This window comes from Planosporangium flavigriseum (assembly GCF_011947225.1).
In the GTDB taxonomy this organism is placed as follows: domain Bacteria; phylum Actinomycetota; class Actinomycetes; order Mycobacteriales; family Micromonosporaceae; genus Planosporangium; species Planosporangium flavigriseum.
On record NZ_JAATVW010000007.1, the window covers coordinates 189,271 to 204,223 of the forward strand.

Genomic DNA, 14,953 nt, shown 5'->3' on the forward strand with positions numbered 1-14,953 from the left:
ATGGGAGCCAGCAGAAGCGGCCGTTTGGAGTAGTGATGGCGACCCCCCGCACCCCGCTGCTGGTCGAACAGCTGACCGGTGAGCTGAACGGTGGCACCGTGCTGCGTATCCACGGCGAGCTCGACATCAGCACCGCCGAGCAGCTACGCCACGCCGTGGCGCCCCACCTGGCCGCCGGCGGTCGGCTGGTGCTGGACCTGTCCCGGGTGACCTTCTGCGACTCGACCGGTCTGGCCGTCCTGGTCGGCTTCCACAAGCGTCTCGCCGCGCTGGGTGGCGGGCTGGAGTTGTACGCGCCCGTCCAGCGGGTGCAGCACCTGCTGATGATCACCGGGCTCAATCGGGTGTTCCCGGTTCACGCCGCAGGCGAGGAGAGCCCGACCCGCTGACCCGCCCGTTCGAATGGTCCACCGGTGGTAACCGCTGGCGGCGACCGCCGCCGGGCGGCGGCACGTCACGCTACGCGTCAAGGAGGACACATGCCCAGGTGGCGGGTTGCCGGGGGTGCGCTCGCCGGTTTGCTGCTGGGTGGCGCCTCCGCGGTTGCCGCGTGGCGGTGGGTGCGCGCGGTGGCGGAGGTCGCCCGTGACTCCGCCGAGCAGAGACTCGAGGACGCCCAGCGGCTGGCCGGCTTCGCCAGCTGGGAGTATGACCTGGCCACGGCCACCATGAGATTCTCCCGGCAGCTGAGCGCCATCGTCGGCGTCGACCACGTCGTCGGCAGCTTCGCGGCCGCAGGCGCCCACGTGCATCCCGATGACATCGCCCGGGTACGGGCCGCGCGCGACGACCTCGTCGCACGGCACAAGCCCTTCACTCTGGAGTTCAGGCTGGTCCGCCGGGACGGTCGGGTGCTCGACATCCTGAGCTCCGGCGAGGCCGTACGCGACGAGTCCGGGCGGGTCGTGCGGCTGTGGGGGACGATCCACGACGTCACCGAGCAGCGCGCCGCCGAGCGGGCGGCTCGTGAGGCGGCCCGCCGCGCCGAGCAGACCCGCGCTGAGTTGGAGGTCGAGCACCAGGCGCTGCAGATGTTCCAGCGCGCGATGCTGCCGGCCGAGCTGCCCCGCCTCGGCACGGTCGACGTGTCAGCGGTCTACCTGCCGTTGGCCGAGCGGATCGACATCGGCGGTGACTGGTACGACGCCTTCGGACTGCCCGACGGGCGCCTGGCCCTGGCCGTGGGCGACGTGACCGGCCACGACCTGCGTGCCGCGACGGTGATGGGGCAGGTGCGCAACGCCGTACGCGCGTACGCGACCGAGCACCCCGACCCGGGCGCGGTCCTCGCGCGGGTGAACACGCTGCTGGCCCGCCTGCCCGAGCTGGACCTGGTGACCATGCTCTACGGCGTCTACGACCCGATCGGCCACGAGCTGGTCTGGAGCAACGCCGGGCACCCACCGCCGCTGCTGCGCCGGGGGGACACGGCGACGCTGCTGACCCTGGAGGGCGGGCTTCTGCTCGGTGTCGTCCCGGACGGGGAGTCCTACCCCGAACACCGGCTCCGGCTGGGCCCCGGCGACTCCGTCCTGTGGTACACCGACGGTATCGTCGATCACCGGTCGATCGATCCGGCCGAGGCCCTCGAGCGGCTGCGCCGCGCGTACGCCCGGGCGCCGGGCGGGGCTGCCGAGCTGCTCGGCTCGGTCTCCACCGAAATGCTGGCCAACGGCCCGCGCGAAGACGACGTCTGCCTGCTCGTCCTGCGCCGGGCGGCCGAGCCCGCGAACGTTGTCCGTGATCGCCGGGAGTTCGCGGTGTCCTGACGCCGCAGACTCCCGGTGATCACGTTTGGGCGCATCGACCTCGGTAACAACCAAGGTCGTGAATCAAATCACGGTAGTTATCGCCAGCCGCAATCGTGCCGATGTCCTGCCGCGAACGATCGCGCGGCTCCGCGCGCTACCCGATCGGCCGCCCGTGATCCTGGTCGACAACGGCTCCTCCGACGGCACGCCGTACCGGATCCACCGGGCGTTCCCGGAGGTGCGGGTGGCGCGCGAGCCGGCAGCGCGGGCCGCCGTCGGCCAGCTCGCCGCTCGGCTGCCCCGGGCGCTGTGGCGTCGCCGGGCGCCGCGCCCGGCAGTGGAGGCGGCGCTCGCCCGGCTGGACGACGCGCAACTGTGGCACGGGTACTTCCCGGACGGACCGGGCAGTGGGCCCCGGTCGCGGCCCGAGGTTGGCCGGCTGGCGCGCGGGTAAGGCCACCGGGACCGCGTTACTCCCCGGGATGGTGAGCGTAGATGGCAGACGAGATCGAGGCGCTGCGGCGGGCGCGTGCGGCCGCGCGCGCGTACGCGGCGGCGAGCCAGGACATGGTGGATTTCCTCGACCGTACGTCGGCGGTGCCTGACCCGCAGCAGGAGGCGGAGTACGCCGCGCTGCTGGGCATCGAGGAGTTGCAGCGCAAGCAGCGCGAGGACGCGCTGCGGGAGATCGGTCTGGTCGTGCGCAGCGTGGGGGAGGCCTGATCCCGTCCCGCCCCACCGGTTCGCGATCCATGATCACGGAGGTATTTCCGCCCTCGGGCACGGAAAAGTCTCCGTGATCATGGGTGGAGAGAGGAGCGGGAGTGGGTAAGAGGGGGTGGCAGCGTTGTGTTGATCATGGCCGTGCTGGCGCCAATCGTCGGTAACTCTTGACTGATTCAAGAAAACGCGATGGGCTGGGGCGGACTTGCGAGTCAGCAATCCGCCCTGCCACGGTGCGGCCCATCCGGTGAACGCTGACCGCGTTCACCGGATGGGCCGCGTCGAATGCGGGCACGAGAGGTCAGGAGACGGGCATGTCTGAAAAGCCGGTATTGACTACCCGACAGGGCCACCCGGTCCACAACAACCAGCAGCAGCGCACCGTCGGCAGTCGGGGCCCCGCCACGCTGGAGAACTACCAGTTCCTCGAGAAGATCAGCCACTTCGACCGCGAGCGCATCCCGGAGCGCGTGGTGCACGCCCGCGGCTTCGTCGCCCACGGCGAGTTCGAGGCGTACGGGACGATCGGAACCGGTGACGATGCGGTGCCGGCCTCCACTTATACGCGCGCCAAACTCTTCCAGGAGAAGGGCAAGAAGACCCCGGTCACCATCCGGTTCTCGACCGTCATCGGCGGCCGCGACTCCTCCGAGGCCGCCCGTGACCCGCGCGGGTTCGCGGTGAAGTTCCGTACCGAGGACGGCAACTGGGACATGGTGGGCAACAACCTCCAGGTCTTCTTCATCCGCGACGCGATCAAGTTCCCGGACGTGATCCACTCGCTCAAGCCGGACCCTGTCACGTTCCGCCAGGAGCCCAACCGGATCTTCGACTTCATGTCGAACACCCCGGAGGCGATGCACATGATCACCTGGCTGTTCTCGCCGTACGGCATCCCGAAGAACTACCGGACCATGCGTGGCTCGGGCGTCAACACGTATCGCTTCGTCAACGCGCAGGGCGAGGGCGTGCTGGTCAAGTTCCACTGGCTGACCCAGCAGGGTGAGCACAACCTGACCCAGGAGCAGGCCGACGCCATCCAGGCCACCGAGCTGGGGCACGCGTCCAAGGACCTGTACGAGGCGATCGAGCGCGGTGACTACCCCAAGTGGGAGCTCAACGTGCAGATCATGAGCGACGACGAGCACCCGGAGCTGGACTTCGACCCGCTCGACGACACCAAGATCTGGCCGCGCGAGCAGTTCCCGTACCTGCCGGTCGGCATGATGACGCTCAACCGGAACGTCACGAACTTCCACAACGAGAACGAGCAGGCCGCGTTCGGCACCGGCGTGCTGGTCGACGGCATCGACTTCTCCGACGACAAGATGCTGGTCGGCCGGACGTTTTCGTACTCGGACACCCAGCGCTACCGGGTCGGCCCGAACTACCTGCAGCTGCCGATCAACGCGCCGCGGCAGGACGTCGTCGTGAGCACCAACCAGGACGGCGGCCAGATGTCGTACCACGTCGACAAGCGGGGCGCCAACCCGCACATCAACTTCGAACCGTCCACCATCGCGGGTCTGCGTGAGGCCGACGAGTCCTACCGCGAGTACCGGCCGTTCGTCTCCGGTCAGATCATGCGGGCCCCGATCGAGCGGGAGAACAACTACAAGCAGGCCGGTGAGCAGTACCGGAAGTTCGACGACTGGGAGCGCGACGAGCTGATCAAGAACTTCGTCACGCTGCTCAGTCAGTGCGAGAAGGTGATCCAGGAAAAGATGGTCTGGCACTTCTCCCAGTGCGACGAGGAGTACGGTCGCCGCGTCGCCGAGGGCCTCGGTCTGGACTACAGTGCGGTGCGCGCCTGATCTATAGCTAGACCCGGCGCCGGGTGGCGGGCCCGCCACCCGGCGCCTCGGCCGTTCCGGGGGCCTGATGGTGTCGTGCACTACGCGCAATAACTTCTGGTCGTTCCGCTCAAGTTTGGTCGGTGAATTCCGATGGCGCAGTGTGCGGAACAGGACCACGGTGGTAGACGAGCACCAGGTCGAGGCATGGCTGCGCCACGTTCGCCTCGGCCTCGTGGTGTGTGGCGCCTTGTCCGCGCTCGGCGCTGTGCTGGTCGTCATCGGCGCCTACCCGGCTGAGCAGCCCTGGGTCGCGCCGATGCTCACCGTCGGTGTACTGCTTCCCGCCGCGCTCCGGCTGCCCTGGCGCCGGCTGTACCGATACCCGCTCGCCCGCCTGGCCCCGTACGTGCTGGGCCTGATGGAGTGGGCCGGGATCACCGCGCTCGCGGCCAACGACCCGCAGGGCCCCGTGTTCTACCCGGGGGCCTACACCATCGTCCTGCTCTACGCCTGCGTCGGGTACTCCGCGCGGGTGGTCGCCGGCTACGGGGCGCTGTGCGTGCTCGGGTTCGTCGGTCTGGCGACCGCGACAGGCCTCGTCGACGACGGATCCACGATCGGCCTCGCCGGCACCCTGCTCGTGCTGGCTATCCTGTCCGTGGCGCTCGCGGCCAGCCGAGAGACGCGCGACGCCGACTGGCGGCGCGACGACAAGCGGGCCCTCGCCCTCGTGAACCACGCCTCCGACGGCGTCGTCGTGGTCGACGCCGCCGGGCGGATCCATTACCAGAGCCCCTCGATGACCCGGATCTTCGGGTACGCGCCGGACGAGCTGATCGGACGGTCGTCGCTCTCCCTCGTGCACCCCGACGACGTCGCCCGGACCAGGGCGTGGTTCGCACAGGTGAGCCGGTCCGAACCGGGTACGGTCGCGCGGCTGGACGTCCGGCTGCGCGGCGGTGACGGCGGCTGGCGGCACGTCGAACTGGCCGGCGCGAACCAGTTGCACGACCGTGACCTGAGTGGCCTGGTCCTCAACGCGCACGACGTCACCGCGCGCAAGGCGCTCGAGGAGCAGCTGAGCCACCACACCTTCCACGACCCGTTGACCGGGCTGGCCAACCGGGCGCTTTTCCGCAACCGGGTGGACCACGCCATCGCCCGTGGCCAGCGCACCGGTAGTTCGATCGCGCTGTTCCTGGTCGATCTGGACAACTTCCGGCTCGTCAACGACGGCCTCGGGCCCGGTTCCGGCGACCAGCTCCTGGCTACCGTCGCCCAGCGGCTGCGGGACGAGCTGCGCCCCAGCGACACCGTCGCGCGCCTGGGCGGTGACGAGTTCGCGGTCCTCGTGGAGGACGACGTCACCGAGCTGTCCGCGGCCGGGGTCGCGCAGCGGCTCGTCGAGGCGGTCCGGCTGCCGGCCGTCATCGACGGCCAGCAGATCGTGGCGTCGGCGAGCGTCGGCGTCGCCATCCTCAAGATCCAGGGACCGGACCGGCCGGCGCGCTCCGACGCCGACGGACTGCTTCGCGATGCGGACCTCGCGATGTACGCGGCGAAGGCCGGCGGTGGCAACCAGTACGCGATCTTCGACCCGGCGATGCACGCCGACCTGCTCGCGGAGGCGCGCCAGCGCTCCGAGCTGGAGCGCGCGCTCGTCGAGGGGCAGTTCGTGGTGCACTACCAGCCGATCGTGGAGCTGAGCAGCACGCGGCTGGTCGGCGTCGAGGCCCTGGTGCGGTGGAACCACCCCGAGCGGGGCCTGATCGGGCCGGGCGCGTTCATCCCGCTGGCCGAGGCGACCGGACTGGTCGTACCGCTCGGGCGGTGGGTGCTGCGCCAGTCGTGCCTGCAGCTCGCGCGGTGGCGGGCCACGTTCCCGCAAGCCGCGAACGTGTACATGAGCGTCAATCTGTCGGCGCGGCAGTTCCAGGCGCCGGGGTTGATCGACGACGTCGCCGCCGCGATTGCCGACACCGGCATTCCGGCTGCGAACCTCACCCTGGAGTTGACCGAGACCCTGCTCATGCGGGACACGGCGGCGACGGTCGAAGCCCTGGCCGCGCTCAAGACGCTGGGTGTGAAGCTGGCCGTCGACGACTTCGGCACCGGGTACTCGGCGCTGAGCTACCTCAGGCGTTTCCCGGTGGACGTACTGAAGATCGACAAGTCGTTCGTCGACGGGATCGTGACCAACCAGGAGGACGCGGCGCTGGCCAGGACGATCGTGGAGCTCGGCCGGACGCTGAACTTGCTGACGCTCGCCGAGGGAATCGAGTCGTCCGCGCAGTCCTCGCAGCTCGAAACGTTGGGCTGCACGTACGGGCAGGGCTTCCTGTTCGCCCGCCCGACCGAGCCGTGCGAGGTCGAGGCGCTGCTGCGCCGTTCGTAACCGGTACGGGGGGTGGGTCGCGGGTGACGTGAAGCCCACATCACACGATCCGGAAAGCTGACCCGGAGTCGGACAAACTACCGTTGCGCCTAGACGGCATGACGGGAGGCGGTCGACGGTGGCCAGCACGCGAGAGGATGACAGCCGGCTCGTCGGCGACGCGGGGAGCCCGATAGCGGGAGAAGAGTTCCGCGCGGCGCTGCGTCACCACGGCGGGGGAGTCGCGGTGGTAACGGTGGCCGGGCCGGAGGGGCCCAGGGGTTTCACGGTCACGTCCCTGACTGCGGCGAGTCTGCGACCGCCGCTGTTGTCTTTCTACGTCAACCACGACTCGCGCAGCCTGCCGGTGCTGCGGACCGCCGACCACGTCGGCGTCCACCTTCTCGGCGCGGCGCATCGCGACCTCGGTGCGCTGTTCGCCCGCCGCGGGGCCGACCGCTTCGCGCCGCCGACGCGCTGGCGCAGCGGCCCGGGTGGGGTACCGCTGCTCGAGGACGTCACGATCCGGATGATCTGCGCGCGCCGGGAAGTGGTTCAGGTGGGGGACCACTTCCTGGTCGTCGGTGAGGTGCTCGCCACCGAGCGCAACGGCGCCGGCGGTGATCCGTTGCTGTACGCCCACGGCGAGTTCGGTCGCTGGGTGCCGATCGGCGAGGCGCCCGGCACCGCCATGGACGACCTGGACCTTGCCGACCTGGTGGAGTGGTAAGGCGTTAGGCCACGTCGTACACGGCCCTGGTGTCGGCGTACCAGCGGTCGAAGGCGTTGGGCGGCAGCGGGCGGGACATGTGGTAGCCCTGCGCGACCGCGCACCCGTTCGAGGCGAGCGCGGTGAAGGTCTCGGCGTCCTCGACGCCCTCGGCGACCGTGGTGAGGCCGAGGTTGCGGGCAAGGTCGACGATGCTGCGTACGATCAACCCGTTGCTGCGCTCGGTGGTCATGGTCCCGACGAAGCTGCGGTCGATCTTCAACTCGGTGATCGGCAGGTTCTTGAGCTGGCCGAGGCTGGTGTACCCGGTGCCGAAGTCGTCGACCGCGAGCGAGACCCCGGCGGCGCGCAGCCGGGTGAGCAGCCGTAGCGCGTTCTCCGGCTCGGTGGTGATGGCGCTCTCGGTGAGTTCCAGGCACAGCAGGTGCGCCGGCACCTGATGGGTTTCGAGCATGGTGAGCACGTCGTCGGCCAGGTCGGGGTCGGCCAGGTTACGGGCGGCGAGGTTGACCGCGATCTGAAGCGGGTGGCCCATGTCGGCCCAGCGGTGGGCCTGGGAGAGCGCCAGGTCGAGGACGTAGCGGGTCAGTGGCCCGATCAGGCCGGTGTGCTCCGCGAGGGGGATGAACTTGTCCGGTGGCACCATGCCGCGCTGCGGGTGCTCCCAGCGCACCAGCGCCTCCACCCCGCACACCTCGCCGGAGGCCAGCGAGATCTTGGGCTGGTAGTGCAGGACCAGCTCGCGCTGGTCCATGGCGCGGCGCAGTTCGGTCAGCAGCGCCAGCCGGTCCGGGTCGTGGGCGTCCTCGCTCGGGTCGTAGACGGCCACCCCGCGGTTGCGCGCCTTGGCGACGTACATCGCCACCTCGGCGCGCCGCAGCAGGGTCTGCGCGTCGTCGCCGTGCTCGCCGGAGACGACGACACCCACGCTGGCTTCGACGGACAGGTCGGCGCCGGCGATCTGGATCGGTTTCTCGATGGCCAGGCGTAGCTTCTCGACGACGCCGAGTACGGCGTCGAGGTTGGTGACGTCGGGCAGGAGGACGGCGAACTCGTCGCCGCCCAGCCGTGCGACGGTGTCGGTCTCCCGGACGGTCGCCGTGAGGCGGGGCCCGACGTGGGTGAGCAGTTCGTCGCCGCAGCGGTGGCCGAGCGTGTCGTTGATCTCCTTGAAGCGGTCGAGGTCGAGGAGCACGAGCCCGACCCGCTCACCGCGCTGTACGGCGTTGTGCAGCCGGGTAGCCAGGAGTTGCCGGTTGGCCAGGCCGGTCAGGCTGTCGTGCGACGAGTCGTGGACCGCCTGTGCCCGCTCGGCGTCGAGGTCGCGCCGGTAACGGCGCAGGATCGTCGAGAGCGCCAGCGCGATGGCGAGGCCGATCAGGAAGACCAGCGGGACGCCCCAGGTCATGGTGTCGCTGACCCGGCGCATCGCGGCGAGTTCGCGGAGCGCCGCCTTGCGGTGGCCGGCCGCTGCCTCGTCGACGGCGTGCTGCAGCCGGAACAGCGGCTCGGCCTGGCCGTACTCGATCCGTCCCGCGAGGGCGAGGTCCCCCCGGTCCACCGCGGCGAACATCTTCGCCGCGGTGGCGCGGAAGTCGTCGTGGGTCAGGAGAATGGCCTGGGCCTGGGCTCGGTCGGCGGCAGTGCCCTCCGCCTTCACCCGGTTCAGCGCCGCGATGAGCGCGCGTTCGGCGTCGGTGTGGGCGGCGCGGGTCTCGGGGGTCGCGTTGAGCCGGTAGCTGCGCTCCAGGGACTTCTCTTCGCTCGCGGCCTGAGAGGCTTCCAGGTAGTACCCGGCAAGGCGGTTGGCGGCGCTCGCGTGGCTCGCGGCCTTGGCTGTGCTCTGGGACGCCCACAGGGCGAAGCCGCTCATCGTCAGCACCACGGCGATCAGCCCGCTGACCGCGATCCGGCTCGATCTGGACGGCGGTCCGGCGGCGCGGACACGCTGCCGCGCAAGGGCGCCGACCTGGGGCGTCAGGCCGTCGGCAGTGGAGAACAAGGCTTCCCCCAAACCGTGTCGACGAGCTTCCGGGTGAACTACCGGGAAATCGACCGATGTGCGCCTGAGTTGAGAGTTTCGCCACCTAGGCCAGACAATTGACGCACTGTATTAATGACAGTTACAGCACGTACATGCAGCGATGGTAATCACGGTGCAGCGCCCGATTTGTTCCGCGTTGCTCGGTTGCCGCGCTAATATTTCACTTCCCGTTGAAATATGGGAGCTGCCATGGATGCTGGCGCGTTCGACAGCGACGTATGCGTGGTCGGTGGTGGTCCGGCCGGCCTGATGCTGGCACTGCTCCTGGTCCGGCGGGGGATCCGGACGACCGTCCTGGAGAAGCACGGGGACTTCCTGCGCGACTTCCGCGGCGACACCGTCCATCCGTCGACGCTCGACGTCCTCGACGAGTTGGGCCTGGGTGACCGGGTCGCCGGCCTGCCGCACCGCAAGGTGGAGCGGCTGCAGTTCACCTTCGCCGACGGCGTCTATCCGATCGTCGACTTCTCCCGGCTCCCGGTCGCCCACCCGTACCTGATGTTCCTGCCGCAGTGGGACTTCCTCGAGATGCTCGCCGCGGAGGCCGCTCGCTGGCCGGGGTTCACCCTGCTCCGCTCGCACGAGGTCGCGGATCTGCTGTGGACGGACGACGGGGTGGTCCGCGGGGTCGTGGCGCGCGGACCGGACGGGCCGGTCGAGGTCCGCGCGCGGCTCACGGTGGCTGCCGACGGGCGTCATTCGACCGTACGGGAAAAGCTGGGCCTCGTGCCGCGGGAGTTCGGTGCGCCGATGGACGTGCTGTGGTTCCGGCTCACCCGCCGGCCCGACGACGGCGAGGGCATCAACGCGCGGATCGCCACCGGCCGGATGATGATCGGGATCGACCGGGGCTCGTACTGGCAGATCGCGTACCTGATCCCGAAGGGCGGCTACGACGCGGTGGTGGCTGCCGGCGTCGACGCGTTCCGCGCGGCCATCGCGGAGTTGGTGCCGCACCTGGCCGACCGGGTCGGCGAGATCCGCTCGTTCGCGGACGTCAAAGTCCTGACGGTACGGGTCAACCGGCTCAAGCGCTGGCACGCGCCGGGCGTGCTGCTGATCGGGGACGCCGCGCACGCCATGTCACCGGTCGCCGGCGTGGGCATCAACCTTGCGGTGCAGGACGCGGTGGCCACCGCCCGCCTGCTGGCCGGTCCGCTGCTCGCGAGGCGGCTGACCGAGGACGACCTGGCCCGGGTGCGCGCCCGGCGGGCCTTCCCGACCGCCGGAACGCAGTTGCTGCAGCGCGTCATCCAGCGGGTGGTGATCGGCCGGGTGCTCGGCTCCGAACGGCCGATCCCCGCGCCGTTGCCGATGAGGATCCAGCGTAGGGTACCCGCACTGCAGAAGGCGGTGGCCCGCCTCGTCGGGGTCGGGCTGCGCCCGGAGCATGTCGGGGATGGCAAACCGTTGGAGGCGTGATGCGAGCAGTACGGGTGGAACGGGTCGGCGGTCCCGAGGTGTTGACCGTCCGGGACGTCGAGGAGCCGCAGCCCGGCCCGGGGGAGGCGGTTGTCGACGTGTCCTGCAGTGGCGTCAACTTCACCGACGTCTACAGCCGCACCGGGCTCTACCCGAACGCGCTGCCGTTCACGCCGGGCTCCGAGGGCGCCGGCACCGTGTCCGCCGTCGGGTCGGGTGTGACGGACGTGCGCGTGGGTGACCGGGTCGGCTGGGTGATGGTGCCCGGCAGCTACGCCGAGCAGGCTGTCGTGCCGGCCGACCGGCTGATCCCGCTGTCCGACGCGATCGACGACGAAACCGCTGCGGGCGCGCTGCTGCAGGGTCTGACGGCGCACTACCTGGTCCGCACGACGTACCCGGTGCGCTCCGGCGACGACGTGCTCGTGCACGCGGCCGCCGGCGGCATGGGGCTGCTGCTCACCCAGTTGGTCAAGCACCTGGGCGGCCGGGTGATCGGCACCGCGTCGACGCCGGAAAAGGCCGACCTGGCACGTAAGGCCGGCGCCGACGTCGTGGTCGGCTACGACGACGTGCCGGCGGCGGTACGGGAGTTCACCGACGGCCGGGGCGTCGCGGTCGCCTACGACGGCGTGGGGGCGAGCACCTTCGAAGCGACCCTGGCCAGCCTGCGCCCGCGCGGGTACTTCGTCTCGTACGGCAACGCCAGCGGGCCGGTGCCGCCGTTCGCCCCGCTGCGCCTGTCGCAGGCGGGTTCGGTGTTCCTGACCCGGCCCACCCTGGCCCACTACGTCGCCGAGCGCGCCGAACTGCTCCAGCGCGCCGAGGAGTTGTTCGGCTGGCTGCGCGACGGCACGCTGACGGTGCGGATCACCGGCCGGTACCCGCTGGAGGACGCCGCCCGGGCGCACGCCGACATCGAGGGCCGGCGTACGACCGGCAAGCTGATCCTGGTGCCCTAGCTGGTCTGTCCTCAGTGGATGGTTCCGGCGGCCAGCCGCGCGTCGGTGTCGACGGTCGCCGTGGTGGCCGCGATCAGTCGTAGCGCCTCGGCGACCGCCGGCACCGGCAGGCACGGCAGGCCGCCGTCGAGTACCTGCCCGGGCGCGCAGGGCATGTGTACGAACCCGCCCCGGGTCGCGGGGCGTTCCGTGGCGAGCAGGTGCATCAGCCCGTAGAAGACGTGGTTGCACACGTAGCTGCCAGCGGTCGGGGAAACCTCCGCCGGGATGCCGGCCGCGCGTACGGCCTCCACGCACGCCTTGATCGGCAGCGTGGAGAAGTACGCGGCCGGACCGCCCGGAACCACAGGCGTGTCGATCGGCTGGTTGCCAGCGTTGTCCGGGATCCGGGCATCGTCGACGTTGACGGCCACCCGCTCCACGCTCACCGCCGTACGGCCGGACGCCAGGCCGACCGCCAGTACGATGTCCGGCTCGACGCGGGCGACCTGCCGGTACAACTCGGCGATCGAGTCCCCGAACACGCAGGGCAGTTCGACGGCGGTCAGCGAGAACCCGTCGAGCGGGGCAGCGGCTGCCAGGCGGGCGGCCTCCCAGGACGGGTTCAGGGAGGCGCCGTCGAACGGAGCGAAGCCGGTGAGTAGGACGCGAATCATGTGGCTCCCTGCTGTCTCAGCTGGACCTGCGGGCGTGCTCCGACGCCCGGCGCACCTGGTCCTCGGTCGGGCGTACGCCCGTGTACAGCACGAACTGCTCGGCGGCCTGGAGCGCGCTGACCTCGACGCCGGTGATCACCTTCTTGCCCTGCGCCTGCGCGCGCCGGATGAGCGGCGTCAGCGCGGGCATCGCGACGACGTCGAAGACGGTCTTGGCGGCGTCGACGGCCTCGGGCGGGACCGGCAGGTCGTCGGCGCCAGGACCGCCCGCCATCCCGACGGGTGTGGCGTTGACGATCAGTTGCGGCCGGCTGTCGCCCAGTTCGGGCTGCCATGCGAACCCGTACTGCTCCGCGAGGGCGGCACCCGTCTGCCCGTTACGGGCGACGACCGTGCCTTCGCGGAATCCGGCGTCCCGTAGCGCCGCGACGACCGCCTTCGCCATGCCCCCGCTGCCGAGAACGGCGAAGGTGCTCTCGCGCGGCACCTCGTGCTCGGCGAGCAGGTGGGCGACGGCGAGGTAGTCGGTGTTGTAGGCGCGCAGATGCCCCTCGGCGTTCACGATGGTGTTGACGGACTGGATCGCCGCCGCGGAATCGTCCATGGCGTCGACGTACTGGATGCACTCCTCCTTGTACGGCATGGAGATGGCGCAGCCGCGGATGCCCAGGGCCCGGATGCCCGCGATGGCGGCCCCGAGGTCCGTGGTGGTGAAGGCCTTGTAGATGTAGTTGAGGCCTAGTTCGTCGTACAGGAAGTTGTGGAATCGCGTCCCGTGGTTGCTCGGCCGGGCGGCCAGCGACATGCACAGGACGGTGTCCTTGTTGATCTCTCGGCCCATGGTGGTGCAGGCCCCTTTTCGTGTCCGCGAGGGTCCGGGTCGAAGTGATTGTGCCCCAGCGCGGACGGCGCCCCGGGGGCGGCGGGTTCGCGAAGCGCGTGCGTCACGTACGGGAGGATCCCGTTCGGGTGACATGGCGTGGCTATGCCCGGTATTAACTGATACGGCGGGCAAAATGATCTGAAATCTTCAGATCTGTGGCGGGCTGTCGGTCCGTGGGTGGGGGGATACGCATATGCCCGCTGGGCTGCACCGCAGGCCCGGACGCCGCCGGTATACCGTGGCGCTGCTTGCCGCCGGCGTGCTGGCGGGCAGCGTCGCCGCTGCCAGCTTCATCCCCGACGCGGTCGCGATGCCCGGGCCCCAGCCCGTCCCCGCCCCCAGCAATGCGCTCCCGAGTGACCCGGCGCCGGCGTCGGCAAGCCCGTCCGCTTCGGCGCAGCCGAGCCCCGCCGCGTCCGCCTCCGCCGCGCCGGACGCGCTCGCCAGGGTCGTGCCCCGGCCGTCCGTGCCCGTCCGCCGCCCGCAGGCGCCGTCGACGTACACCGCGCCGCGCCAGCCCCGGCGTACCACCCAGGCACCGACCCCGCTCCCGACGCCCACGCCGCCGGCTCCGGCCCAGTCCCAGCCCCAGACCCAGTCGCCGCCGCCGGACGTCACGACGACGACGCCCACCACGCCGACCGCAACGGAGACCACGCCCAGCGGCCCCGCCGGTACGGCCCCGCCGGCCTGATCCGGTTCCGGGTCCGTCGCCCTGCGGTCGTGCTCACCGCAGCCTTCGCCCTGGCCGCGATCGTGGTTGTCGCGCACACGCGCGTGTTCGGTCTTCGTCCACGGTGGCGAAGTGCCGCGCGAGGTGGTCGTTGACGGCTTCGGGCTGTTCCAGCGCAACCGAGTGACCGGCCTGCGGCACGGTGACGTGCCGGGCCGTGGCGACCACGTCGGCGATGAGCTGGGACGACAGCGGCGGTGGATAGGCGTGATCCTCGGCCCCCGCGATGGCGAGCACCGGCACGGTCGCGGCGGCGAGTTCGTCGACGACGCTCTTGCGGTGAATCACGCCGTACGCGGCATCCCCGATCGCGGGTGGCAGGCTCAGCATGTACGCGCGCCACTCCCGGCGCAGCTCCTCCTTTGCCGGGTCGGTCAAGGTGGCGTCGCCGAGCATGATGTACATGAGCGCGTCGATGACCTCCGCGGTGCCGTGTCGCTGCATGTGCTCGACCAGCGGGGCGAACTCCGCGAGCTTGTGCTCGGACTCAGCGGAGGAGCCCAGGGCGACGGCCGAGCGCAGCAGGTCGGGCCGCCGGGCGGCCAGACGCAGGGCGACGAACCCGCCCATCGAGTTGCCGAGGAAGTGGCAGGGCCCCAGGTCGAGGTGCTCGATGAGTGCCGCCGCGTCCTCGGTGAGGGTGTCCATGTCCAGCAAGCCCAAGGATGCCGGTGCGCTGTCGCCCTGGCCGCGGTGGTCGTACACGATCACCCGGTAGTCGGCGGCGAAGCGCTCGACCTGATGCCGGAACATGCTGCGATTGAAGAATAGCGAGTGGCTGAAGACCAGTGCGACGCCGTTGCGCGGGCCGGTGTCGTCGTAGGACAGGGTCGTTCCGTTGACCGTTGCAGTGGGCACCGGTGCCTCCAGACCGTCGAA

At 70.6% G+C, this 14,953-nt stretch carries 14 protein-coding genes; 9 read left to right on the plus strand and 5 right to left on the minus strand.

The window, feature by feature from the left end; translation table 11 throughout:
* The first annotated feature begins 35 nt into the window (after positions 1-35).
* From HC028_RS13050 to HC028_RS13080, 7 genes are all read left to right on the plus strand, one after another.
* Positions 36-389, plus strand: coding sequence for an STAS domain-containing protein (locus tag HC028_RS13050; protein WP_168076896.1), 354 nt, complete (start codon positions 36-38; stop codon positions 387-389).
* Positions 390-479: 90 nt separating this feature from the next.
* Positions 480-1,769 carry a PP2C family protein-serine/threonine phosphatase gene (locus tag HC028_RS13055; protein WP_168076898.1) on the plus strand — a complete coding sequence of 430 codons (1,290 nt, stop codon included), beginning with the start codon at positions 480-482 and terminating at the stop codon, positions 1,767-1,769.
* Positions 1,770-1,827: 58 nt separating this feature from the next.
* Positions 1,828-2,205 (plus strand): glycosyltransferase family 2 protein, encoded by a 378-nt coding sequence (locus HC028_RS13060; protein ID WP_168076900.1) that lies wholly within the window; start codon positions 1,828-1,830, stop codon positions 2,203-2,205.
* 41 nt (positions 2,206-2,246) lie between these two features.
* Complete coding sequence (locus HC028_RS13065; RefSeq protein ID WP_168076902.1) at positions 2,247-2,474, plus strand: hypothetical protein; 228 nt, start codon at positions 2,247-2,249, stop codon at positions 2,472-2,474.
* Positions 2,475-2,788: 314 nt separating this feature from the next.
* Entirely contained in the window at positions 2,789-4,288 is a 1,500-nt protein-coding gene (locus tag HC028_RS13070; RefSeq protein WP_168076904.1) for a catalase, read from the plus strand.
* Between the two features lie 142 nt (positions 4,289-4,430).
* Complete coding sequence (locus HC028_RS13075) at positions 4,431-6,665, plus strand: putative bifunctional diguanylate cyclase/phosphodiesterase (RefSeq protein ID WP_168076906.1); 2,235 nt, start codon at positions 4,431-4,433, stop codon at positions 6,663-6,665.
* A 118-nt stretch (positions 6,666-6,783) separates the two neighbouring features.
* Positions 6,784-7,374, plus strand: coding sequence for a flavin reductase family protein (locus HC028_RS13080; protein ID WP_203981528.1), 591 nt, complete (start codon positions 6,784-6,786; stop codon positions 7,372-7,374).
* A gap of 4 nt (positions 7,375-7,378) precedes the next feature.
* Here the strand turns inward: HC028_RS13080 and HC028_RS13085 are convergent, their stop codons facing one another.
* Positions 7,379-9,376, minus strand: a complete 1,998-nt coding sequence (locus HC028_RS13085) for a putative bifunctional diguanylate cyclase/phosphodiesterase (protein WP_168076908.1) — start codon at positions 9,374-9,376, stop codon at positions 7,379-7,381.
* A gap of 231 nt (positions 9,377-9,607) precedes the next feature.
* Here HC028_RS13085 and HC028_RS13090 point away from each other — a divergent pair, with 231 nt between their 5' ends.
* Positions 9,608-10,840 carry an FAD-dependent oxidoreductase gene (locus tag HC028_RS13090; protein ID WP_168076910.1) on the plus strand — a complete coding sequence of 411 codons (1,233 nt, stop codon included), beginning with the start codon at positions 9,608-9,610 and terminating at the stop codon, positions 10,838-10,840.
* Complete coding sequence (locus HC028_RS13095) at positions 10,840-11,802, plus strand: quinone oxidoreductase family protein (protein WP_168077021.1); 963 nt, start codon at positions 10,840-10,842, stop codon at positions 11,800-11,802. The genes HC028_RS13090 and HC028_RS13095 overlap by 1 nt, the downstream gene beginning before the upstream one ends.
* An 11-nt stretch (positions 11,803-11,813) precedes the next feature.
* On the opposite strand, the gene pcp is transcribed toward HC028_RS13095, so the two are convergent.
* From pcp to HC028_RS13115, 4 genes are all read right to left on the minus strand, one after another.
* Positions 11,814-12,458, minus strand: coding sequence for a pyroglutamyl-peptidase I (gene pcp, locus HC028_RS13100; RefSeq protein WP_168076912.1), 645 nt, complete (start codon positions 12,456-12,458; stop codon positions 11,814-11,816).
* Between the two features lie 16 nt (positions 12,459-12,474).
* Positions 12,475-13,299, minus strand: a complete 825-nt coding sequence (locus tag HC028_RS13105) for a shikimate 5-dehydrogenase (RefSeq protein WP_168076921.1) — start codon at positions 13,297-13,299, stop codon at positions 12,475-12,477.
* A 189-nt stretch (positions 13,300-13,488) separates the two neighbouring features.
* On the minus strand, positions 13,489-14,112 hold the full coding sequence (locus HC028_RS13110; protein WP_168076923.1) for a hypothetical protein: 624 nt from the start codon (positions 14,110-14,112) through the stop codon (positions 13,489-13,491).
* Complete coding sequence (locus tag HC028_RS13115) at positions 14,069-14,932, minus strand: alpha/beta fold hydrolase (protein ID WP_168076925.1); 864 nt, start codon at positions 14,930-14,932, stop codon at positions 14,069-14,071. The genes HC028_RS13110 and HC028_RS13115 overlap by 44 nt, the downstream gene beginning before the upstream one ends.
* Positions 14,933-14,953 lie beyond the last annotated feature (21 nt).